We start from the raw sequence: 22,355 nt of genomic DNA, 5'->3' as shown, positions 1-22,355 counted from the left end.
ACGTGCTTCGAGGGGCTGGCAATTGCGGAAGAAGCGACACGTCCTGTCATTCGAAGGCGGGTCCGAGATGCGCGCGAAAGTCGTTGCTCGCGGACCTCATTGCGTCCTATGGTTCCCCCGTGGAGGAAATCCTGATCAAGCCAGCTTCATGGTGTGAGTATGAGTACAGGGCGTGCCCGGACGGCTGTCCGCTCGAAGCTGCTGAGTCCCGCTTGCGCGAAGCTCATCGACGTTGGCACGAGTGTGGCGAGTCCTACCTCGACCCCGATGATTTTCGGGATGCCTTGAACTCCGCGATCCAAGCGCTCCGGAATGTAACCTTCGTCCTCCAGAGCGCGAAATCTCAAATCCCGGACTTCGACTCGTGGTATCCGTCCGAACAGGCGAAGATGAGAGCTGACCGAATCCTTCGCTGGATCGTCGACTCGCGAAATAAGGTAGTGAAGCAAGGTGACTTGAAGACTCATTCTCGGATGATGGTGCACCTGGTCGTCAACTACGAGGAGGAGGCGGCCGCCGCGAACTCGGAGCGTCGCTCGTGGGAAGAGTTTCTGCGCGCAGACTATGTCGCCGCAGCGAAGTCGACCACCGAAGCGCCTGTTGAGCTCACAGTAGACGAGGTGATGTCTGCTTTGAACGAGACGAAGATGTCGATGATGGCCAGGCAGCGAGCGAGTGTCTTGTTCGAACGTCGCTGGGTTGCCGACGATATGCCGGACCACGAGCTTCTCACCGTGCTATCGCACGCTTACGGTCGGCTTCGCGAGTTGGTGATGAACTGTCACAAGCTCCTCGGGTACATCCCTGCCATCGTGTCATATTCGGTACTCGATGATACCGAGTCCAGGCTGGCAAATGTCGAGGAAATCGACGAGTATCCTCTTGGCGGAAGGCTTCCCTGTATGGTCTCGAGCCGCTCGATTCGGACAACTCGGCGCCGCTTTTCCGATGGAAGCGTTATCACCGAATTCAGGAGCCATCGCATTGAATCCGATCCAGAAGTCCGGAGATTTCTGGCCTTGGAGAAGCCGTACGGGGAGGCGCCGAAGTTCTCGGTCGAGGCGCTAGGCGGCTTGCAGAAGGTAGATCAACTGAACGCTCTCGTAAGCCTCTACGCGAAGCTGGCTGTCGGTATTCTGCAGTCTGGCCAGGATCACGGATGGTTCACACATTACTTCCGCCGAGGTGTAATGGTGGGAAGTCGACTGCACATGGCCGCCGATGTGCACGGCAAGCAGGCTGTAGCGAGCGAGGTAGCACAAACTGCTCTGGAACTAGACGCTGATGCGGTCGTCATGATCAACGAAGCGTGGGTCGCGCGGGCGCGTGTCACCCCTGACGGAGATTATCTACCACCGGAACTTCACCCTGAAAGGAGTGAAGCGGTGTTCGTCAGTGCAGCCGCACGCTCCGGCGTGGTAGCGGGGCGGCTGCTGCCCTTCCGGGTGCTGGACGGACTTCCTCCCGCGCGGCGCGTAGAGGTCGGAGAACCGCAGCCGGCGGGCCTGGTAGGACTGCTCACCCCGACGCGAGAGGCATGGGGGTGCGATGCGCCACCTCTAATCGGCAGCGAGTTCTGGCGAGCGCAGCGCCGCTGAATGCCGCTGACGACGAGCAGGATAGGGCCGTCACCTTGCCTGCCCGGCTAGTGCCATGCGCCTGAAATACGTTTCTTACGAGTAGGATTCGGCCGTAGCGACGACAGGGAGGCTGCGGTCGGGAGTTGACGGTGTCGCAGGCGCAGCGGCGGGAACTGGTCCGGAGTGCGTGGGTGGCGACATCGACGCACGCGTATGCGTTGCGGTGCCGGATCGTGCTGGCGTGCGCGGAACCCGGTGCAGCGAACGCGCACGTTGCCGCGGCGGTCGGGGTGACAGCGATGACTGTGGCGAAGTGGCGGCACCGATTTATCGCCACCCCAGACCTTCCGCCCTGGGCCACCGCACCCTGGCCGGATACGCTGCAACCTGCACACACACCGATGAACGACTCTCGCTCACCGTGGACCGGACGACGGAGCCCGTCATTGCCCCTCCGGCCGGACAAGCAGCTGGCGCCCTCTCAGCGATGTGAGGTCAGAGCGCCAGGATGAAGTCGAACGCCACGTATCGGCTGGACAGCGATCGGTACGTGTGGCTACGCGCCGCGGCCTTCGCTGCTGTCCGATCGAGTTCAGCGCAGCTGCGGGGCGACCTTGGCGCCGAGCAGTTCGATGGTGTGGTGCACCTTGTCCGGCGGCAGGGTGCCGACGCTGGTGTGGAGCATGAAGCGGTCGAGGCCGAGGGTGTCGCGGACGGTAGCGATTTTCTCGGCCACGACGTCGGGGGTGCCGAGGAACAGGGAGCCTTCCGGGCCGCGCATGGCGTCGAACTGGGCGCGGGTCATGCGGCCCCAGCCGCGTTCCCGACCGATGACGTTCATGGCCCTGGTGTAGGGCTCCCAGAATTCGCTGATTGCGGCCTCTTCGGAGTCGGCGATGTAGCCGTGTGCGTGCACGGCGACGGGCTGCTTCTCGTGACCGCCTTCGTCGAGGGCGCGGTGGTAGAGATCGACCAGTGGCGCGAAGCGGGCCGGTTGCCCGCCGATGATGGCGATCGCCAGGGGTAGGCCGAGCAGCCCTGCGCGGATGACGGATTCGGGGCTGCCGCCGACCGCGATCCAGACCGGCAGTGGCCGGTTGTCGGTGCGGGGGTAGACGATCGTCTCGCGTAGTGGGGAGCGGAATTTGCCTTCCCAGGTGACGGGTTTTTCCTCGCGAAGCTTCAGGAGCAGGGCGAGTTTCTCTTCGAATAGCTGGTCGTAGTCGCCGAGGTCGAGGCCGAACAACGGGAACGACTCGGTGAAGCTTCCTCGGCCGGCCATGAGCTCCGCGCGGCCGTTGGACAGCCCGTCGAGTGTGGCGAAGTCCTGGTACACCCGGACCGGGTCATCGGAACTGAGTACGGTGACTGCGCTGGTCAGCTGGATGCGTTCGGTGCGCGCGGCGATAGCGGCCAGCACCACCGCGGGCGAGGACGCGGCGAAGTCGACACGGTGGTGTTCGCCGACGCCGTAGACGTCGAGTCCCGCGGCTTCGGCTGCAACGGCCTCGTCGACGACCTGGCGCAGGCGTTCAGCTGCTGTGGGTGCCGGGCGGCCGTCGACGGGATAGCGTTCGGCGAAGGTGGTGAGTCCCAGTTCCATGGCCGGTCCCTCTCGATAGTTTCTATGTCAACCTTATGGGGTGCAACGGTGTGAGGAGTTGAAAGATTCCGGAGCTTGTCGTCTGAGGAGGGGCGTTCGCGTGCCCGATGAGTTCTTGCAGCGGAAGGGCCGTGGGGTCGCACCAACGTCGGGGCATGTCGATGCGGCTCCGTTCGACCTGGTGGTCGAGGCGGTTCCTGGACCAACCGTCACCTAATCCGGCTGCAACTCCTCTGGAACCTCCTGCGTAGGAATCGGCTGTGGCCCTCGCCAGAATGAGATGTCCGGCTGGGCGAGCGGATGTGGCTCCCCGGTGATCTCCGACAGTGCTCTGGCGACCTCCTCGATTCCAGCGCGGGTGTAGATGTCATTGGCGGTGCGGTAGTTGTCGGAGTGCCCGCCATAGGATTTCGCTACGGCTGTTCCGAAGCGCCGTTCGACGTAGCGGAGGGTGGTGTGGCGGATCCAGTGCGCAGTGATGCCATGGGAGCGCACGGCCGGAACGTGCGCGGCCAGGCGTTCGAACAGGCTGCCGTACCGGCGATTGGTGATGGGGTTGCCGTTGCGGTACCGCAGGAGGCGGCCGTCGTCGGGTGCGCCTCGTTCGGTGGCGTGACGAAGGAGTGCGTTCATGAGGGTGGGGGAGACCGGTTGCCAGCGGACGGTTCCCCGCTTCTCCCGCAACAGGATCAGGCACTGGGTCGGGTCGAGCTCTTTCGGCCGCAGTGACAGTGCTCCGGATGCTCGGCAGGCGGTTTCGATGTGCAGGCGCAGGATGAGGGAGTCGAGTTCGGGGTCGTCTCCGGTCGTATCGGCGGCCTCGATGATCGCTTCGAGGATCTGGTCGGGTAGTGCTCGACGGGTGGGCGGTAGCGGCGCCGGCTTGACCAGTCTGGCGGCGGGGTCGTCGAGCGCGTCGATGAAGCCGTCGTTGATGGCGTAGCGGTACAGATAGCGCAACGCGCTGATCGAAGTTGTCACGGTTCCCCGGCCACCGCGGTCGGCCCGCCGCACCTGCCGGGTCGTTCGGAAGTGTTCGACCATGGTCTTGAGTTCGGTCACGGTGGGCTCGTCGATCCGTCGGTCTGCCCAGCCGTAATCGAGCAGCTTCCGCCAGTAGGAGTTGTAGCCCGTGCGGGTCCTGTGTCCGACAGGCATGGATGCCAGGACGACAGGGATGTATTCGGCGAAAGTCGGCACCTCGCGCGGTGAACTCGGTAGCCCCTGAAGGTCCTCGGGCTTGAGGTCGAGGCGTTCGAGCAGCAGGCGTGCGGCGATGAGGTTGCTTTCGCGTGCGGAGTCGGTCGTCACACGAGTCTCCCGGTTGCGGCGTCGGTGGCGTGGGGCAGGAGTGCGTCGTCGAGGATCGGCATGGGCCAGATGATGAGCACGTCGGGGATCAGCCCGGCGGCGAGCAGAACCCGGTCTCCGATCCTCAGCCGGGCGGCGTGACGTGACTGGGCGGGCAGACGTAGGTGGCCCACACGGGTGATCGCGGCGCTGTCGCCGGGCGTGCGGCTATCGGGATCGAGGCGGGTCACCACGATCAGGTTGTGCTTCACCTGCCAACGAAGCCTGTCGCCACCGCGCCAGCCGAGTACGGGCAGCACTCCGAGGGCTTGGACGCGACTGTTGTAGTCGATCGGGCGGACCGTGTAGAGGGCATCGGTAGTGCGGGGTGGTTGCAACTTCGGAAGTGGCAGTCCGCGACCGAACGGTGAGGTGTTGCTGGTCTCGGGTTCGTGGCTGTCGGTAGTCTGCGGTGCGGAACTCGGGTGGATTTCTCGGCTCACCGCGACCTCCTGGCGAACCTGCAAACCAGCAGGTCAGAGCGATTGAGGTGATCGGCGTGGTTCGGTCGGTGTCCTTGCCCCTGGTCAGGGGCGAGTTCGCGCCAGGACTGTGTTCGACTCGGTGAAGGAGCCGCGGCCCGCCATCAGCTCGGCGCGACCGTCGGACAGCGCGTCCAGGGTGGCGAACTCCTGGTAGGCGCGCACCGGATCGGCGGAGCTGAGCACGGTGACCGCGCTGGTCAGCTGGATGCGTTCGGTGCGGGCGGCGATGGCGGCCAGAACCACCGCGGGCGCGGAGGCGGCGAAATCGACGCGGTGGTGTTCACCGACGCCGTAGACGTCCAGCCCGGCGGCTTCGGTGGCCACGGCCTCCTCGACGACTTCACGCAGTCGTTGCGCGGCGGTCGGTGCGGGCCGGTCGGCGACGGGGTACCGCTCGGCGAATGTCGTGAGTCCCAGTTCCACAGCGCGTCCTTCCAGGAAGTTTCTATGTCAACCACTTTGGGAACGGTGGGTGGACCCTCGATATTCCTGCCGCCTCGAGGGTCGCCTGCACTCCCGATCGCGGGGCGGACCGCGCCCCATCGGCGTGTCCCTGAGCGGCCGATAAGCTGATCGCATGTCCGTGCGCACTCGTCAGCCCCTGGTTCCCGGCACGCTCTCACCCGTCAGGGAGGTGCCGCGCGCCATCGAACGCCCCGAGTACGCGTGGAAGAAGACGGCGAAGGAGGCACAGGGGGAGCCCTGGGTGCAGTCGGCGGAGACCATCGAGAAGATGCGGATCGCGAGCAAGATCGCGGCGCGGGCGCTCGACGAGGCCGGTAAGGCCGTCGCGCCCGGCGTGACCACCGACGAACTGGATCGCATCGCCCACGAGTACATGTGCGATCACGGGGCCTACCCGTCCACCCTGGGCTACAAGGGTTTTCAGAAGTCGTGCTGCACTTCGCTGAACGAGGTGATCTGCCACGGCATCCCGGATTCGACCGTCATCCAGGACGGCGACATCGTCAATATCGACGTCACCGCCTACATCCACGGCGTGCACGGCGACACCAACCGGACCTTTCTCGCCGGTGAGGTGGAGGAGGAGGTGCGGCTGCTGGTCGAACGCACCGAGGAGGCCACGAACCGGGCGATCAAGGCCGTGAAGCCGGGCCGGGCGCTAAATGTGATCGGGCGGATCATCGAGTCCTACGCCAACCGCTTCGGCTACGGCGTGGTGCGCGACTTCACCGGTCACGGTGTGGGCCCGACCTTCCACAACGGCTTGGTCATCCTGCACTACGACCAGCCCGCGGTGGAGACGGTCATCGAACCCGGCATGACCTTCACCATCGAGCCGATGATCAACCTGGGCGGCATCGATTACGAGATCTGGGACGACGGCTGGACCGTGGTCACCAAGGACCGCACGTGGACCGCGCAGTTCGAACACACCCTCGTGGTCACCGAGACGGGCGCGGAAGTACTCACCCTGCCGTGAACGCCGCTGCCGTCGAAGCGGTCCCGCGATGAGAGGCGCGCTCCTGGTCGCGGGCACTACCTCGGACGCGGGCAAGAGCGTGGTGGTGGCCGGGCTGTGCCGGATGCTCGCACGGCGAGGAGTGCGGGTCGCGCCGTTCAAAGCACAGAACATGTCGAACAATTCGGTCGTCACCCTCGACGGCGGGGAGATCGGCCGCGCCCAGGCGTTGCAGGCGCGCGCCTGCGGGCTGGAGCCGAGCGTGCGCTTCAACCCGGTGCTGCTCAAGCCGGGCAGTGACCGGCGCTCGCAACTGGTGGTGCGCGGGCGGGCGGTCGACACCGTCGGCGCGGCCGACTATTTCCGGCATCGCACCGCACTGCGGCAGGTGGTGGCCGACGAATTGGCGTCGCTGCGTACCGAATTCGATGTGGTGATCTGCGAAGGCGCGGGCTCGCCCGCCGAGATCAATCTGCGCGCCACCGATCTGGCGAACATGGGACTGGCGCGGGCCGCGAATCTGCCGGTGCTCGTCGTGGGCGACATCGACCGGGGCGGGGTGCTGGCCCATTTGTTCGGCACGGTGGCGGTACTCGACCCCGAGGATCAGGAATTGATCGCGGGGTTCGTGGTCAACAAGTTCCGCGGCGACGTGGATCTGCTGCGGCCGGGGCTGGATAGGCTCACCGAATTGACCGGCAGGCCGACCCTCGGGGTGGTCCCGTTCGCCGAGGAGTTGTGGATCGATGCCGAGGACTCGCTCGGCACCGTCGCCGACGCGCCGGTCGGGCGTCCGCGACCGCCCGTGGGTGGCCGGTGGCTGACCGTCGCGGCGGTGCGGCTGCCGCGCATCTCCAATTCCACCGATGTGGAGGCGCTGGCGTGTGAGCCCGGTGTGGCGGTGCGCTGGGTGAGCGAACCCTCGCGCCTGGCCGATGCCGATCTCGTGGTGGTACCCGGCAGCAAGTCCACCGTCTCGGATCTGGAATGGTTGCGCCGCACCGGGATCGCGGAGGCGCTGCGGGAGCGGGCGGTGAACGGGCGGCCGATCCTGGCGATCTGCGGCGGGTACCAGATGCTGGGGCGTCGCATCGTGGACCGGGTGGAGTCGGGAGCGGGTGAGGTCGAGGGGCTCGGGATCTTCGACCTGGACATCGAATTCGACGAACCGAAAGTGCTACGACGTGTCGACGGCAGGGACCCGCGGTCGGCGACGGCATGGCACGGATACGAGATCCATCACGGCCGGGTGCGGCGCACGGGTGATCCGGGCTGGCTCGAACTCGACGGTGCACCGGAGGGGTCGGTGGCGGGCGCGGCCCGGGGGACCCACGTGCACGGACTGCTGGAGAGCGACGAGTTCCGCCGTGCCTGGTTGTGCGAGGTCGCCGAGCGCGCGGGACGCCCGGACTTCGCGGTGTCGCCCGACACCTCGGTCGCGGGGGTGCGCGCCGGACAGCTCGATCTGCTCGCCGATCTCATGGAGCGTCACCTCGATCAGGACGCGCTCGAGCGCATCGTCACCGGTGGCGCGCCCGCGGGGCTGCCGGTGCTGACGGTCGGCCGGGCGTAGGGCTGTGCCCGACCCCGGTGGGACGCGCTCGCGGACGGACGCGGCGGTGTACCGTTCCGGCATGGAGTCCCGCCGGATCACGGTCGGCGACCGGGCCTTCACGGTTCGCGTCGACGGCCCGGAAACGCGCCACACGGTGCTGCTGCTGCCCGATGAGGGCGACCTGGTCGACGGCTACGACCAGGTGGTGGCCCGGCTGACGACCTCCGATCTGCGCACCCTCGCGGTCGAGTCGATCGACGGTCTCACCCCGGCCGACGTACCCGTTCTGCTCGACGAGCTCGGCGTGCCGTACGCCCATGTCGCCGGACGCGGCGCGGGCGCCGACCTGGCCTGGCGGGTGTGCGCGGGAACCTTCGGTCGCTACATCAGCATGGTGGTCGCCGATCGCGCCCATCCCGCCGTGCCCGGACCCGGCGGCTCGGCCGCCGACCCGACCTGCCGCCCGCTGGAACTGCCGGTGACCGTGCTGGTCACCAAGGGCATGGATCGGGCGACGGCAGAGGCGTCGGGACGGTTCGTCTACGGCGAGTTCCGAGTCGTCGACGTCGACGCCGACGACGTGGCCACCGAGGCCGCGCACGAACTGGCCACGGAGATCGTGTTGCGCACCAGCCTCTGGTGAGTGCGTGCGGTCCGATCCGCTGCCCGATCGGACCGGCCTCGTCGTGGACTCAGCCCTCGGCCGTGGACTCAGCCTTCGGCTCGTGGACTCAGCCTTCGGCCGGTTCGCCCTGCTCGACCCGCCGGTACTCGTCCAGCCAGTTCAGCCAGTGATCGAGTTCGGCGAAAGCCTGGGCGCGTGGACGCTCCGCGGACAGGAACACGTCGTGGCGGGCACCGTCGATGGGCACGATATTGGTGCGGTCGCCCAAGCAGCCGGACCAGCGCTGGATCTGCTTGACGTCGAGCACCGTGTCGGCCACATCGGCGGCCGGGCCGTACGTGCGCAAGAACTTCGTCAGCTTCGAGCGCAGGATCAGCGCGGGCACCCCGATGTCGAGACCCTGGTGCAGCCGGAAGTGGCCGCGCCGGATCGCACGCAGCCAGCCGAAGCGCACCGGCGCGCCCGCCAGCGGCTTCCAATCCAGGTTGTAGTCCCATTCACCGGCGACCGTGTGGTGCAGGCTGTCGCCGTAGGTGCTCAGGCCGCCGCCGGGCAGACGCGCGGTTGCCCGGAATCGGCCGAGGGACTCGATGAGCGGAGTGCCGATGGTCCGGTAGTAGGACGGGCCTTGCAGGTCGAACCACGGGCTGTTGAGTACCAGGCCGATGATGCCTGCCTCGGCGACGCCGCCCGCGCGGTTGAGCCGGTCCAGCCACAGCGGCAGGATCAGTCCGCCGGTGGAGTGCGCTACCAGGAGCACGTTCGCGCCGGTTTCGGCCCGGACGATGCGCAGCGCCTCGTCGAGTTCGGCGTCGTAGAAGGTCAGATCGGTCACATAGTGCGGGCTCTGCCCGGAACGCAGCGAGCGACCGCACTTGCGTAGATCCAGGGCGTAGAACCGATGTCCGCGCCCGGCGAAGTGCTCGGCGAGATGGCGCTGGAAGAAATAGTCGGTGAACCCGTGGACGTACAGCACGGCGGTCTCGGCTGTCTCGTCGGTTTCGGTGCCGGTGTCGGGCAGGTGGCGCACCAGTGTCGCGACCACCTCGCCCTCGCCGTCGGGGTCCTCGCCCAGCTCGATGGTGTGCTGCTGATAGCCGGCGCCGAGAACATCCGCCTGCCACTGCGCCGGGCCGTCGGCGATGCCGGAATTCGTCACGGTGATGTCGGACACGCGCTCAGGAGTTCGATCGGTCACGAGAATCAATCTAGGCCAGGCGGCGGCCGGAATATAGACCCGGCGCGACCAGCGACGGGAGAGGAATCTTTATCACATTCGCAGGGTCCGTTGCCGAAATCGAAGGTCATGAGGTGCACAATTGGGCACAGGTGAACGGCGGGTAACCTAGCCCCGCCGAGTCACGCCAGGCTCGCTACAACCAAGGCAGGCCAACGGGGGCCGCGCCGCAGAAGTGACAAGGAAGTCGATCAAGCCGTGCCGAACGCTGCCATGACTGAAAAGACCGATGTGGTGCTCATCGGCGCCGGAATCATGAGTGCCACCCTCGGTGCCCTCATCAGCCGGTTACAGCCGGAGTGGTCGATCTCGCTTTTCGAGCGGCTCGACGCCGCGGCCGCGGAGAGCAGTGATCCCTGGAACAACGCGGGCACCGGCCACTCGGCCCTGTGCGAGCTCAACTACAGCCCGCAGAAGCCGGACGGCTCGGTCGATGTGACCAAGGCCATCGACATCAACGAGCGCTTCCAGGTCTCGCGGCAGTTCTGGGCCTACGCCACCGAGAACGGCGTCCTCGGCGACCCCTCGCGGTTCATCAACCCGATTCCACACGTCAGCTTCGTGCACGGCGCCGATGACGTGCAGTACCTGCGCAAGCGCTACGAAGCGCTGGCCCCGCACCCGCTGTTCGAGGGCATGGAGTACATCGACAGCCCCGACGAGTTCAGCCGTCGCCTGCCGCTGATGGCCAAGGGCCGGGACTTCTCCGATCCGATCGCGCTCAACTGGACCGACAACGGCACCGACATCGACTTCGGTTCGCTTACCAAGGAACTGCTCGGCTACCTCGGCTCGGTGGGCGCCGACCTGGCCTTCGGCCACGAGGTACGCAACCTGACCAAACAGTCCGACGGCAGCTGGAAGCTCACCGTGCGCAACAGGCGCACCCGCGAGAGCCGCACCGTGCTGGCCAAGTTCGTATTCGTCGGCGCGGGCGGCGGCGCGCTGCCGCTGCTGCAGAAGTCCGGCATCAAGGAGATCAAGGGCTTCGCCGGCTTCCCGGTCAGCGGGCAGTTCCTGCGCTGCACCAACCCCTCGCTGATCGACAAGCACGAGGCCAAGGTCTACGGCAAGGCCGCCGTCGGCGCTCCGCCGATGTCGGTGCCGCACCTGGACACCCGCGTCATCAACGGCAAGCCCGGCCTGCTGTTCGGTCCCTACGCGGGCTGGACGCCGAAGTTCCTCAAGGACGGCAGCAATGCCGATCTGTTCAAGTCGATCCGGGCGGGCAACCTCGCCCCGATGCTCGGCGTCGGCGTCACAGAGCTGTCGCTGGTGAAGTACCTGGTCTCGGAGCTGTTGAAGTCGCAGTCCGGCCGGGTCGTCACGCTGGAGGAGTTCGTCCCGCGCGCCCACGGCAACGACTGGGAGCTGATCACCGCCGGTCAGCGCGTGCAGATCATCCGCCGCAAGGGTGTGGGCGGCGTGCTCGAGCTGGGCACCGCGGTCATCGCGGCCCAGGACGGCTCGATCGCGGGTCTGCTCGGCGCCTCGCCCGGCGCCTCGACCTGTGTGACCGCCATGCTCGATGTGCTGCAGCGCTGCTTCCCGCGCGAGTACGCCGATTGGACTCCGCGCCTGCGCGAGATGATCCCCTCGCTCGGGGTGAAGCTGTCCGAGGACAAGGCGCTGTTCCACGATGTCTGGAACTGGACCAACAAGGCCCTTCGCCTGACCGAGGCGGGCGCGGCGAACACGCCGCAGCCGGTAGGGGTCGCGCCCAGCGCCTAGGTGTGATAGCAAAGCGCGATGATGTCAACGGTTGCGCTCAAGCGTTCGTGGGCCGCGGATCTCGATACCGCCACCCTGTACCAGCTGTTGAAGCTTCGCGTAGAAGTCTTCGTCGTCGAACAGAAATGCGCGTACCCGGAACTGGACGGGCTCGATCTGTTGCCGGAGACGCGCCATTTCTGGCTCGACGACGAAGGCGAGATCATCTGCACGCTGCGGCTGCTCGAGGAGCACGCCGACGGCGTGAAGTCCTTTCGCATCGGCCGTCTCTGTACGGCGAAGGAAGTGCGCGGGCACGGCTACACCACCCGTGTCCTGCAGGCGGCGCTGGCCGAGGCAGGGGAGTCGACCGTGCGACTCGATGCCCAGACCTACCTGGTCGACATGTATGCCAAGCACGGCTTCGTCGTCGACGGTGACACGTTCATCGAGGACGGCATCGAGCACGTGCCGATGCGCCGGGGCTGACCGCTCGATTCGCCGCCGGGCTCGGGTCTTCCATCCCCTCCGACAGTGGCGGCCCGAAGGCCCGTCGGGGGCCGGTCGGCTGCTGGGTCGCTTGCCCGCCCGTGTCGAGGGGATGCGCGGGCCCACAGGGTGGCGACCGCGGGCGATGCGCTCCGGCCTAGGGTAGGGACATGTCCTTGTCCCATGCCGAACGACGGTCCCACGCCGAACGACGGCAGACTGTCGTCGTGCCTGCGCCTGCGCCCGGTTCCGAGGCAGGCTTTCCGTTCTCCGCCGTGGTCGGGCAGGAGCAGCTGCAACTGGCGCTGACCCTGTGCGCGGTGCATCCGGGCATCGGCGGTGTGCTGGTGCGCGGGGAGAAAGGAACCGCGAAGTCGACGGTCGTGCGCGCGTTGGCGAATCTGCTGCCGCCGGTGGTGGACGAGACCGGCGCGCGCCCGGCGCGACTGGTGGAGCTGCCGGTCGGCGCGACCGAGGACCGGGTGGTCGGCTCGCTGGATCTGGAACGGGTGCTGCGCGACGGCGAGCAGGCATTCCGGCCGGGCCTGCTGGCGGCCGCCCATCACGGCGTGCTCTACGTCGATGAGGTCAACCTGTTGCACGACCATCTGGTGGACGTGTTGCTCGACGCCGCCGCGATGGGCCGGGTCCATGTGGAGCGCGACGGCGTGTCGCATTCGCATCCGGCGCGATTCGTGCTGGTGGGGACGATGAATCCGGAAGAGGGCGAGCTGCGTCCGCAGCTGCTCGACCGGTTCGGCCTCACCGTCGACGTGGCCGCCTCCCGCGACGTGGACACCCGGATGACAGTGGTCCGGCGCAGGCTGGACTACGAGGCGGACCCCTCCGCGTTCGCCGCCCGCTACGCCGACGCCGACCGGGAGATCGCCGAACGCATCCTGAAGGCGCGCGAGCGGGTCGGCGAGGTGACGCTCGACGACACCGAACTGCGCCGGATCGCCGCCCTGTGCGCGTCTTTCGACGTCGACGGTATGCGCGCCGATCTGGTCGTGGCCCGCACCGCCACCGCGCACGCCGCGTGGCGCGGCGCGGACGCGGTCGATGAGCGGGACGTGCGAGTCGCGGCGGAATTGGCGCTGCCGCACCGCCGTCGCCGCGATCCCTTCGACGAGCCCGGCATCAGCGAGGACCAGCTCGATCAGGCCATGCGCGACGCCGCGGACGCGGTCGATCAGGCGCAACCGCCCGCGCCGGAGCGGGATTCGGGCGAGGACCGACACGGCGCCGACTCGGCGGGGCAGGATGCCGACGAAGGAGACCCCGGCGACCGGCCCGGCGATCAGGACAACGACACCGGCGCCGCGGGACCCGGCCCGGACGAGGACCCGGACGACCCCGGCCCGGATGGTCCCGGCACCGACGGCCCCGGTAGCGGGCGAGCCCGCGAAGGTCGTTCGGGCACACCGGTTTCCGGCGCGGCCGAGCCGCCGCGCTGGGAGGTGCCCGGTGTCGGCGAGGGCGCGCCCGGTCGCCGCTCCCGCGCACAGACCCGCAACGGCCGGGTGGTGCGCGCGACCACCGAACCCGGCACCGGGCTGCATCTGCTCGGCACCGTCTTCGCGGCCGCCCCGCGCCAGCATCTGCGCGAACGGACCGAGGGCAGGATGACCTTCGCCCCCGAAGACCTGCGTGGCGCCTATCGCGAGGGCCGCGAAGGCAATCTGGTGGTCTTCGTCGTCGATGCCTCCGGCTCGATGGCCGCGCGCGACCGGCTCGCCGCGGTGACCGGCGCCGTCGTCACCCTGCTGCGCGACGCCTACCAGCGGCGCGACAAGGTGGCCGTGATCAGTGTGCGCGGCGCGGAGGCCGAACTGGTGCTGCCGCCGACCTCGTCGGTGGACATCGCCGTGCGCAGGCTGGCCGGATTGCGCACGGGCGGAAAGACGCCGCTGGCGGCCGGCCTGCTGAAGGCCCGCGAGATCGTGCACCGCGAGCGGGTGCGTGATCCGCGCAGGCGCCCGATGCTGGTGCTGCTGACCGACGGCCGTGCCACCGGCGGCGCCGACCCGGTCGGCCGGGCGAAGACCGCCGCGGGCCTGCTGGCGGGCGACGGGGTGACGGCGATGGTGGTGGACTGCGAACGCGGCATGATCCGGCTCGGTCTGGCCGCCGAACTGGCGCGCGCCCTGCGCGGCCGCGTGGTGCGCCTCGGCGAGCTGACCGGTGAGGCCGTCGCCGAGGTGGTGCGTGCCGGCGCCGGGCGTGCCCCGACCGGCCGACCGGCGCGAGCCGCCTGAGAGATAAGACTCCGCCCTGTCGATTCGGCCGGGCGGACACGGGAACACGAGGAGTAGCGATGCCTAAGGGTGTGCCGGAGACGGTGCCCGACGACGGGCTGACCACGCGGCAACGCCGTAACCAGCCGGTGCTCGCGGTACACACCGGACCGGGCAAGGGCAAGTCGACCGCGGCGTTCGGCATGGCCCTGCGCGCCTGGAACCAGGGCTTCGACGTGGCGGTGTTCCAGTTCGTGAAGAGCGCCAAGTGGAAGGTGGGCGAAGAGGCCGCCTTCCGCACCCTGGGCACGCTGCACGAGCAGACCGGCGTCGGCGGTTCGGTGCAATGGCACAAGATGGGCGAGGGCTGGTCCTGGACCCGCAAACAGGGCAGCGAGGACGATCACGCCGCCGCCGCGCTCTCCGGCTGGCGGGAGATCCAGCGACGCCTGGCCGCCGAAGAACACCGCTTCTATGTGCTCGACGAATTCACCTATCCGCTCAAATGGGGTTGGGTGGATGTCGACGACGTGGTCGCCACCCTGGTCGATCGGCCGGGTAACCAGCACGTCGTGATCACCGGGCGCGACGCCCCGCAAGCGCTGCTCGACGCCGCCGATCTGGTGACCGAGATGACCAAGGTCAAACACCCGATGGACGCGGGCCGCAAGGGCCAGCGCGGCATCGAGTGGTGAACGGCGCCGGGTACTCCACGCCGGCCGGCGACCGCGCCGCGCCGGCGGTGGTGATCGCCGCGCCCGCGTCGGGCAGCGGGAAGACCACGCTGGCAACAGGTCTGATCGGCGCGCTGCGGCGGGCCGGGCATCGCGTCGCGCCGTTCAAGGTGGGCCCGGACTACATCGACCCCGGGTACCACGGGCTGGCGGCAGGTCGTCCCGGCCGCAACCTCGATCCGGTGCTCGTCGGCGCGGATCGGGTGGCGCCGCTGTACCGGCACGGCAGTGCCGGCTGTGATCTGGCGGTCGTCGAGGGCGTGATGGGGCTGTTCGACGGCCGCATCGACGACGCCGACGTCCGTCCGGTGGCCGAGGGCTCGACCGCTCAGGTGGCGAGCCTGCTGGGCGCGCCGGTCGTGCTGGTCGTGGACGCCCGCGGGCACAGCCAGAGTCTGGCCGCGCTGCTGCACGGCTTCGCGACCTTCGACAGCGGTATCCGGCTGGGCGGGGTGATCCTCAATCGGGTCGGCAGCGAACGCCACGAACAGGTTCTGCGCGCGGCCTGCGCTCGCGTCGGGCTGCCGGTGCTCGGGGCGCTGCCGCGCATGGCCGAACTGGAAGTCCCGTCCCGCCACCTCGGGCTCATTCCGGCCGTCGAGCACGGGGCCGCGGCCACCACGGCGGTCGCCGCGATGACCGACCTGGTGGCCGCGCACGTCGATCTCGCCGCCGTCGCCGCTCTGGCGCGCGGCACGGTGGGGGGCCCGGCCTGGAATCCCGCCGACGAACTGGCGAGCACGTCGGAAGTGGGCCCGCTCGCCATCGAAGACCGCTCCGGTGTCGGTGGTGACGGCCCGCTGGTGGCGATGGCGGGTGGTCCCGCCTTCACCTTCGGCTACGCCGAACACCGCGAAGTCCTCGCCGCGGCGAGCGCCCGCGTCGTCGTCTTCGACCCGCTGCGCGACGAATTGCCCGCCGGCACCGCGGGTCTCGTTCTCCCCGGGGGGTTCCCCGAAGAGCATGCCGCGGCGCTGGCGGCCAATACGCCGCTGCTGGAGCAGATCCGTGCCCAGGCGGCCGCAGGCCTGCCGATCCACGCCGAATGCGCGGGGCTGCTGTACCTCACCCGCTCGCTCGACGGCCACGCGATGGCCGGTGTCCTCGACGCCGACGCCGAGTTCGGTCCCCGCCTGACCCTCGGTTATCGCGACGCCGTGGCCGTAGCGGATTCCCCGCTGTGGCGTGCGGGCGAACGGGTGCGCGGCCACGAGTTCCACCGGACCCGCCTGGTCCGCGCCGACACCTCCCGGCCTGCCTGGGGCTGGCGCGACCCGGCGGGCGCGGCGGTCCGCGAGGGACTGGTCACCCACCGGGTGCACGCTTCCTACCTGCACACCCATCCCGCCGGAAACCCCTCCGCGACGGCCCGATTCGTCGCCGCGGCGGCCGAGTATGCGACCGCGCGCGCGACACACTGACCCGGGGTTCCGCCCGCCCGTGGATGTGGTGCGCCGGGCGAAGCTTCCGCGCGCCGGGCGCGGGCGATCCGCAGGCAACGGCGACGGCGCGCGCGGGCGCCGGGCGGAGCTTCCGCGCGCCGGGCGCGGGCGATCCGCAGGCAACGGCGACGGCGCGCGCGGACGCCGGATCGGGGCCGTGGCCCGGCGTAGCCCGTCGGGTGCGGGCGAGTCACCGTGACGGTTCAGCGCGTTTCCCGAGCACCGGTTGCCGTCGGGGTCGGCTTCCGCCCCGGGACCGGCGCCGATCGGATTCTGGCGGCGGTGCGCACGGTCCTCGCCGACTCGGACTGCTGCTGCCTGGCGACACTGGACCGGCGCGGTGATGAACCCGGATTGCTTTCCGCGGCAAGGGAACTGGACATTCCGGTGGTGACGTTCTCGTCGGCCGAGCTGGCCGCCATCGCTGTCCCGCATCCCAGCGAGCGGGTCGACGCCGCGACCGGAACGGCGAGTGTGGCCGAAGCCGCCGCTGTTCTCGCGGCGCGGGGCGGGCCCCTGGTGCGGGCCAAAACCGTGCACGCCGGGGTGACCGTGGCCCTCGCCCGGCGACTGGCGTAGGCGCTCGGCCGCGGCGGCCGGCCTCAGGGCGCGACGGATCCCCAATCCCCGAATCCGGTCGGGTCGTGCCTGCCGAGACTGGCGTGTTCGAACAACCCCCACCCGACGGCTTCCCCGCAGCGGGCGCGGGCGACGTGGTCGGTGACGCCGTAGGGGATGCGGGCCGCCACGGCGGGATCGGTGAGGTCGTAGCGGCGGAAGTCCGTCCAGCCGCGGCCCTTCCACAGGCCGTGCTGCCAGTCCGGGTCGCCGCTGTAGCCACACCCGACATGCAGCGGAACGGCTGTGCCCGTGGTGATCTCGATGTCGAGAGGAGTTCCGTCGGAGGCGGTCAGGGACAGGCGGGCGGCCGCGGGGTGGCGCGTGCCGGAGCGGTAGTCGATCTCTACGCGCGGCCAGCCGAGCTGCTCGACCCGGCCGTCCGGCCATACCCGCACCGCGTCGTTGAGGGTGCGATAGCCGTCCGGGTTCTCCTGAACGATCACCACCACGGCGAACCCGTCGAACCGCAGCGGCGCGTACAGCCACCAGAAGCCGCCCGAGGGTTCGGCTGCCGCACGACCGGGCGGCTCGGCCTCGCCGACCGGGCGGATGCCCCAGGAGCGGTCGCGAGTGCCGGTCCACACCCGGTCGTCGAGCGCGATGTCCGTGCCGTCGATCGACAGCGTGCCCGACCAGGAGCCGACCTGGGCGAAACGGGAGGCCTCGATGATCGGGCGCGCGCCGGTGAGGATCAGGTGCGGCTGTTCGGCGACCGCGGGGAACGCACCGGTCCAGGTCATGTCGCAGGACAGCTCGTCGTGCTCGCAGATCACGCGCAGCCGGTGCAGCGGCTCGAGCACCTCGACGCGGTAGCCGCCTACCCGCAGGTCCATGCCGCGGTCGCCGAGCGCGTCGGAGAACCGCACCGAACTCACCTGCTCGCCGCGGCGAACCGCCAGGTACCCGTCGACCACGCCGAGGTTCGGGTACACGCCGAAACCGGTGATCGCCAGGGTGCCGCCGTCGCGGTCGTGGGCGTTGAAATAGCTGCGGTCGTAGAAGTTGCGGTCGCTGGAGGCCACCCGCGTCATCGGCAGCGGGGTCTGGTGGATGGGGTATTCGTCCAGCGGCGACGGTGTCGAACCGGGGATGCGGGGTGCGTGCACGATGTCCTCAATCCCACGCGCAGGTGCCGTCGAGCATGGATTCCAGCAGCGCCCGGTGCATGACGTAGTCGTCACGGTCGGCGGTGTCGGTGTCCTCGCCGAAGTGCAGCATGCGGCGTTTGATCCTGGCCATCACGATGGCGTGGCGCAGCGCGGCGTAGACCAGGTGGAAGTCCATGTCGCGCGCTTGATGTCCGCTGACGCGTTCGTAGGTGGCGACCGTCTCGCTCAGACGCAGGAAGTCGGGCAGGCCCGGCTGGTCGAAGCGGGTGGCGATGTCCTGGAAGAAGCGGTGGATGAACACCACCCAGGCCAGATCGACCTCGCGTGGGCCCAGTGCCGCCATCTCCCAGTCCAGAACCGCGGCCGGTTCGAAACCGTCGAAGATGATGTTGCCCGGCCTGGCGTCGCCCCAACAGAGCACGTCCGGCCCGGGATCGGCGGGCCAGTGCGTCTCCAGCCAGTCGAAAGCGCGCTCGATGATCGGGATCCGGTAGCCGTCGGCGGCCAGCGCCCAGTCGTACCAGCCCCGATGCCAGTCCACATGTCTGCGCAGCGCTTGACCCGGACCGTCGAGCATCGGGAAGCGCGCGCCCGGATCCGGCACCGCGTGGATCGCGGCGATGATCTCGACGGTTCTGGCCGCCAGCTCCGCTCGCTGCCGCGGGGTGGCCTCGAACAGCCAGCCGAGGAAGACATAGGGCGGGTTGTCCGCCGGGACCCGGCCCTCGACGCGGCGCATGACGAAGAACTCGGCACCCAGCACGCTCGCGTCGGTCTCCAACCAGCACAGTGGTGGCACCGGCACCGCGGTGGCCGCGGCGACGCCGGCCATGATGTGGAACTGGGTCGCCAGATCGTAGGTGGGGAAGACCGGGAAGTCTCGTGGGTCCGGCGCCAGCCGCGCGACGAACGAACCGCCCTCGCGCATCCCGCCGACCTGCCAGGTGGCGTCGAAGAACACCGACGTGCTCGACAGTCCCGAATTCTGCGGGATGCTCGCGTTCGAGACCACCGGTGTGCCCTCGGCGTCGGTGCGGCTGCGCAGCCAGGCCGAGAGGTCCGCGGCCAGGGCTTCGGGATCGCGCTCGCTCACGGTGAGCTGCCGCCGCAGTGTCGGGTCCGTGTCCTCGCTCATCGGGAACCTCCTCGGCACTGGCAAGCCACTCCGCGCGGGTCGCGGGGAACGAGTGCGAATGTAACGCGTTTCAGTTCCATCGCGGTGGTGGAATCGGTGAAAAGGCCGGGTGACACGCCGTGCGGTCGGTGGCTGCGCGGGGCGCCGGTCTGCGTGCGCGCCTGCTCCGGGCTGGCCGTAGGCTGGACGACTGTGCCGAACACGTCAGACACCAGCGAAGACCACGTCACCGAGCCCAGCACGGAGCCGAACTACCTCGTCGGACTCGATCTGCGCGGCCGTCGCGTGGTCGTGGTCGGCGGCGGGACGGTCGCCGCTCGCCGGTTGGGACTGCTGATCGCCTCGGGAGCCGACGTGCACGTCGTGAGCCGGGAAGTGACGCCGACGGTCGAGGGGATGGCGAGCGCCGGGCAGATCACCGTGACGCTGCGCGACTACGCCGACGGCGACCTCGCCGAGGCGTGGTACGCGATCGCCTGCACCGACGAACCGGAGACCAACGCCGCGATCGTCGCCGAGGCCGAGCGACGCCGGGTGTTCTGCGTGCGCGCCGACAACGCCCGCCTCGGCACCGCCGTCACCCCCGCCACCGCTCGCTACGAGGGCCTGTCGATCGGCGTGCTGGCCGGCGGCGCGCACCGGCGTTCGGCCGCGGTCCGCAACGGACTGCTCGAGGCCCTGCAGTCCGGCACGGTCGCCGACGACTCCACCCCGGTCACCCCCGGGGTCGCGCTCGTCGGCGGCGGGCCCGGCGACCCGGACCTCATCACCGTGCGCGGCAGACGCCTGCTGGCCCGCGCCGACATCGTGGTCGCCGACCGGCTCGCGCCGCCGGAGTTGCTGGCCGAACTCGGACCGCACGTGCAGGTCGTCGACGCGGCCAAGATCCCCTACGGGCGGGCCATGGCGCAGGAGGCGATCAACACCGCGCTCGTCGAAGGCGCGAAGGCGGGCAAGTTCGTGGTGCGGCTCAAGGGCGGCGACCCGTACGTGTTCGGCCGCGGTTACGAGGAGGTCGAGGCCTGCGTGGCGGCCGGCGTGCCGGTCACCGTGGTGCCCGGCGTCACCAGTCCCATCTCGGTGCCGGGTGCGGCCGGCATCCCGGTCACCCATCGCGGCGTGACCCACGAGTTCGTCGTGGTCAGCGGGCACGTCGCCCCGGACCACCCGGATTCGCTGGTCGACTGGCCTGCCCTGGCGCGGCTGCGCGGCACCCTGGTGCTGATGATGGCCGTCGAACGCATCGAGCAGTTCGCTGACGCGCTGCTGGCGGGCGGTCGCCCGGCCGGCACCCCGGCCGCCGTGATCCAGGAGGGCACGTTGCGTACCCAGCGGGTCCTGCGCGCCGATCTCGGTACCGTGGCCGCCCGGGTCAGGGCCGAAGGCATCCGGCCGCCCGCGATCATCGTCGTCGGGCCGACCGCCGCGTTCGCCGTCGACGACGCCGAAGTGTTGACCGGATCGGAGAACGGGTAGCCGTACCCGTGCGTACCGGAAACTGTTCGACCGTCCACTAAGGTGGCTCACTGTGCTCGAGAACCCCGCTGCGACGACGCAGTCTCCGGTGAAGCAGCGGGCCTTCGGCCTTGCGATCCTCGTCCTGAGCGGGTTGCAGCTCATGGTCGTGCTCGACGGCACGGTGGTGATCTTCGCCCTGCCCCGCCTGCAGGACCAGATGGGCCTGACCAGTTCCGGCAGCGCCTGGATCGTCACCGCCTACGGTCTGACTTTTGCCGGGCTCATGCTGCTCGGCGGGCGTCTCGGCGACGCCTTCGGCCGCAAGCGGATGCTCATCATCGGTGTCGCCCTGTTCACGCTGGCCTCCCTGTTCTGCGGCCTGGCCCAGTGGCAATGGATGCTCGTCGCCGCGCGCGCTCTGCAGGGCGCGGGCGCGGCGGTCGCGGCTCCGGCCGCGTTCGCCCTCGTGGCGACGACGTTCGCGCCGGGTAAGGCGCGCAATCAGGCGATCGCCGTGGTCGGCTCGATGGTCGGCATCGGCTCGGTCGGCGGCCTGGTCGTCGGCGGCGCGCTGACCCAGTTGTCGTGGCGCTGGATCTTCCTGATCAATGTGCCGATCGGCGCGTTGATCATCGTCGGCGCGATCTACTGTCTGGCCGACACCGACCACCAGCGCATGACCCTGGACATCCGCGGCGCGGTGCTCGGCACCCTCGCCTGCGCCGCCGTCGTGTTCGGCGCGACCGAGGGCCCGGGGCTGGGCTGGACCAACCCGGCCGTCGTCGGTTCGCTGATCGGTGGCGCGATCCTGCTGGTGGTGTTCGTCGTCGCCGAACGCAATGTCGACAACCCACTGTTGCCGTGGTCGCTGTTCGACAGCCGCGACCGGGTCACCACCTTCCTGCTCATCCTGCTCTCGGGCAGTGTGCTCGGCGCGATGACCTACTTCGTCGCCCAGTTCCTGCAGAATGTGCTCGGCTACGGGCCGTTGCAGGCGGGCACCGCCTCGATCCCCTTCACCGTCGGCATCGGTATCGGCGGTGCGCTGGCCTCCAAGCTGGCCATGACGATCGCGCCGCGCTGGCTGCTGCTCGCCGCCGCGCTGGTGCTGGCAGGCGGCCTGGTGGTCGGCTCGACGCTGCACGAAGAGGTCTCCTACGTCTCCGTGCTGCTGCCGTTGCTGATCGTGATCGGCGCCGGTGTAGGCGTGGCGATGGTCGTCACGCCGCTGTGCGTGCTGGTCGGTGTGCCGCCGTCGGATATCGGGCCGCTCTCGGCAGTGGGCCAGATGTTCATGAACCTGGGCACGCCGATGGCGATCGGCATCCTCACCCCGGTCGCGGTCTCGCGCACGCTGTCCATGGGCGGGTCGACCGGCCCGGTCTCCGGGATGACCGACGCCGAGATCGTCGCGCTCGGCGAGGGCTACACCCTGGTGCTGGCGGTGTGCGCGGGCGTCGCGCTGGTGATCGGCCTGATCGCGCTCACCCTGCGTTTCACACCGCAGGACATCGCCCGGGCCCAGCACGCGCAGGACGAAGCCCAGCGCAGCTGAGTGTCAT

Annotated in this window: 19 protein-coding genes and 1 pseudogene; 13 read left to right on the top strand and 7 right to left on the bottom strand. The window is 69.2% G+C overall.

From position 1 onward, the window contains the following. Positions 1 to 119: 119 nt before the first annotated feature. Both NS3_RS04560 and NS3_RS30485 read left to right on the top strand, forming a co-directional pair. Positions 120 to 1,598 (top strand): Ea47 family protein, encoded by a 1,479-nt coding sequence (locus NS3_RS04560; protein WP_157101165.1) that lies wholly within the window; start codon positions 120 to 122, stop codon positions 1,596 to 1,598. Positions 1,599 to 1,729: 131 nt separating this feature from the next. Further along, entirely contained in the window at positions 1,730 to 2,092 is a 363-nt protein-coding gene (locus tag NS3_RS30485) for a helix-turn-helix domain-containing protein (RefSeq protein WP_169811593.1), read from the top strand. 80 nt (positions 2,093 to 2,172) lie between these two features. On the opposite strand, the gene NS3_RS04555 is transcribed toward NS3_RS30485, so the two are convergent. The 4 genes and pseudogenes from NS3_RS04555 to NS3_RS04540 all read right to left on the bottom strand — a co-directional run. Continuing rightward, entirely contained in the window at positions 2,173 to 3,183 is a 1,011-nt protein-coding gene (locus NS3_RS04555) for an LLM class flavin-dependent oxidoreductase (RefSeq protein WP_067853981.1), read from the bottom strand. A 213-nt stretch (positions 3,184 to 3,396) separates the two neighbouring features. Next, positions 3,397 to 4,494 (bottom strand): tyrosine-type recombinase/integrase, encoded by a 1,098-nt coding sequence (locus NS3_RS04550; RefSeq protein WP_084495034.1) that lies wholly within the window; start codon positions 4,492 to 4,494, stop codon positions 3,397 to 3,399. Next, positions 4,491 to 4,976, bottom strand: a complete 486-nt coding sequence (locus NS3_RS04545; protein ID WP_157101164.1) for a hypothetical protein — start codon at positions 4,974 to 4,976, stop codon at positions 4,491 to 4,493. Before NS3_RS04545 ends, NS3_RS04550 begins: the two co-directional genes overlap by 4 nt. Positions 4,977 to 5,090: 114 nt before the next feature. After that, a pseudogene (locus NS3_RS04540) lies at positions 5,091 to 5,441 on the bottom strand (LLM class flavin-dependent oxidoreductase); the annotation flags it as partial. A 154-nt stretch (positions 5,442 to 5,595) separates the two neighbouring features. Here NS3_RS04540 and map point away from each other — a divergent pair. From map to NS3_RS04525, 3 genes are all read left to right on the top strand, one after another. Continuing rightward, positions 5,596 to 6,462: a type I methionyl aminopeptidase gene (map, locus tag NS3_RS04535; RefSeq protein ID WP_067853973.1), complete on the top strand. Its 867-nt coding sequence runs from the start codon at positions 5,596 to 5,598 to the stop codon at positions 6,460 to 6,462. Positions 6,463 to 6,490: 28 nt separating this feature from the next. After that, positions 6,491 to 8,014, top strand: a complete 1,524-nt coding sequence (locus tag NS3_RS04530) for a cobyric acid synthase (RefSeq protein ID WP_067853971.1) — start codon at positions 6,491 to 6,493, stop codon at positions 8,012 to 8,014. A gap of 61 nt (positions 8,015 to 8,075) precedes the next feature. Next, positions 8,076 to 8,639, top strand: a complete 564-nt coding sequence (locus NS3_RS04525; RefSeq protein ID WP_067854558.1) for a hypothetical protein — start codon at positions 8,076 to 8,078, stop codon at positions 8,637 to 8,639. Between the two features lie 88 nt (positions 8,640 to 8,727). Here the strand turns inward: NS3_RS04525 and NS3_RS04520 are convergent, their stop codons facing one another. After that, on the bottom strand, positions 8,728 to 9,765 hold the full coding sequence (locus NS3_RS04520) for an alpha/beta hydrolase (protein WP_067854554.1): 1,038 nt from the start codon (positions 9,763 to 9,765) through the stop codon (positions 8,728 to 8,730). Between the two features lie 291 nt (positions 9,766 to 10,056). Between NS3_RS04520 and mqo the strand changes: the two genes are divergently transcribed. The 6 genes from mqo (at position 10,057) to NS3_RS04490 (ending at position 17,049) form a co-directional block, all read left to right on the top strand. Beyond that, a complete protein-coding gene (gene mqo / locus NS3_RS04515) occupies positions 10,057 to 11,589 on the top strand; it encodes a malate dehydrogenase (quinone) (protein ID WP_084495032.1) in 1,533 nt (510 codons plus the stop codon). 18 nt (positions 11,590 to 11,607) lie between these two features. Beyond that, the gene (locus tag NS3_RS04510) at positions 11,608 to 12,057 is read left to right on the top strand and encodes a GNAT family N-acetyltransferase (protein ID WP_067853966.1); all 450 of its coding nucleotides are present in this window, start codon (positions 11,608 to 11,610) and stop codon (positions 12,055 to 12,057) included. Between the two features lie 170 nt (positions 12,058 to 12,227). Beyond that, positions 12,228 to 14,315 (top strand): magnesium chelatase subunit D family protein, encoded by a 2,088-nt coding sequence (locus NS3_RS04505; RefSeq protein WP_084495031.1) that lies wholly within the window; start codon positions 12,228 to 12,230, stop codon positions 14,313 to 14,315. A gap of 59 nt (positions 14,316 to 14,374) precedes the next feature. After that, complete coding sequence (gene cobO, locus NS3_RS04500) at positions 14,375 to 14,989, top strand: cob(I)yrinic acid a,c-diamide adenosyltransferase (RefSeq protein WP_067853959.1); 615 nt, start codon at positions 14,375 to 14,377, stop codon at positions 14,987 to 14,989. Continuing rightward, a complete protein-coding gene (locus NS3_RS04495; RefSeq protein ID WP_067853955.1) occupies positions 14,986 to 16,449 on the top strand; it encodes a cobyrinic acid a,c-diamide synthase CobB in 1,464 nt (487 codons plus the stop codon). The genes cobO and NS3_RS04495 overlap by 4 nt, the downstream gene beginning before the upstream one ends. Positions 16,450 to 16,665: 216 nt before the next feature. Then, positions 16,666 to 17,049 (top strand): cobalamin biosynthesis protein, encoded by a 384-nt coding sequence (locus NS3_RS04490; protein ID WP_084495029.1) that lies wholly within the window; start codon positions 16,666 to 16,668, stop codon positions 17,047 to 17,049. Between the two features lie 23 nt (positions 17,050 to 17,072). On the opposite strand, the gene NS3_RS04485 is transcribed toward NS3_RS04490, so the two are convergent. Together NS3_RS04485 and NS3_RS04480 are read right to left on the bottom strand one after the other, a co-directional pair. Further along, positions 17,073 to 18,197 (bottom strand): Rv3169 family protein, encoded by a 1,125-nt coding sequence (locus tag NS3_RS04485; protein ID WP_507762078.1) that lies wholly within the window; start codon positions 18,195 to 18,197, stop codon positions 17,073 to 17,075. Between the two features lie 7 nt (positions 18,198 to 18,204). Beyond that, on the bottom strand, positions 18,205 to 19,335 hold the full coding sequence (locus NS3_RS04480) for a phosphotransferase family protein (protein WP_067853952.1): 1,131 nt from the start codon (positions 19,333 to 19,335) through the stop codon (positions 18,205 to 18,207). Positions 19,336 to 19,527: 192 nt separating this feature from the next. Here NS3_RS04480 and cobA point away from each other — a divergent pair, with 192 nt between their 5' ends. Both cobA and NS3_RS04470 read left to right on the top strand, forming a co-directional pair. After that, positions 19,528 to 20,811: a uroporphyrinogen-III C-methyltransferase gene (gene cobA, locus NS3_RS04475; protein WP_067853950.1), complete on the top strand. Its 1,284-nt coding sequence runs from the start codon at positions 19,528 to 19,530 to the stop codon at positions 20,809 to 20,811. A gap of 52 nt (positions 20,812 to 20,863) precedes the next feature. Beyond that, positions 20,864 to 22,348 carry an MFS transporter gene (locus tag NS3_RS04470; RefSeq protein ID WP_067853946.1) on the top strand — a complete coding sequence of 495 codons (1,485 nt, stop codon included), beginning with the start codon at positions 20,864 to 20,866 and terminating at the stop codon, positions 22,346 to 22,348. Positions 22,349 to 22,355: the final 7 nt, after the last annotated feature.

It is taken from the genome of Nocardia shimofusensis NBRC 100134 (assembly GCF_001613125.1).
Lineage (GTDB): Bacteria > Actinomycetota > Actinomycetes > Mycobacteriales > Mycobacteriaceae > Nocardia > Nocardia shimofusensis.
This window is presented reverse-complemented; position numbering and strand designations above follow the sequence as displayed.

What these genes read in the sequence shown, in the direction of transcription:
- NS3_RS04555 (WP_067853981.1), bottom strand. Translation starts at nt 3,183, where the DNA reads ATGGAACTGGGACTCACCACCTTCGCCGAACGCTATCCCGTCGACGGC.
- map (WP_067853973.1), top strand. Translation starts at nt 5,596, where the DNA reads ATGTCCGTGCGCACTCGTCAGCCCCTGGTTCCCGGCACGCTCTCACCC.
- NS3_RS04530 (WP_067853971.1), top strand. Translation starts at nt 6,491, where the DNA reads ATGAGAGGCGCGCTCCTGGTCGCGGGCACTACCTCGGACGCGGGCAAG.
- NS3_RS04525 (WP_067854558.1), top strand. Translation starts at nt 8,076, where the DNA reads ATGGAGTCCCGCCGGATCACGGTCGGCGACCGGGCCTTCACGGTTCGC.
- NS3_RS04510 (WP_067853966.1), top strand. Translation starts at nt 11,608, where the DNA reads ATGATGTCAACGGTTGCGCTCAAGCGTTCGTGGGCCGCGGATCTCGAT.
- NS3_RS04505 (WP_084495031.1), top strand. Translation starts at nt 12,228, where the DNA reads ATGTCCTTGTCCCATGCCGAACGACGGTCCCACGCCGAACGACGGCAG.
- cobO (WP_067853959.1), top strand. Translation starts at nt 14,375, where the DNA reads ATGCCTAAGGGTGTGCCGGAGACGGTGCCCGACGACGGGCTGACCACG.
- NS3_RS04480 (WP_067853952.1), bottom strand. Translation starts at nt 19,335, where the DNA reads ATGAGCGAGGACACGGACCCGACACTGCGGCGGCAGCTCACCGTGAGC.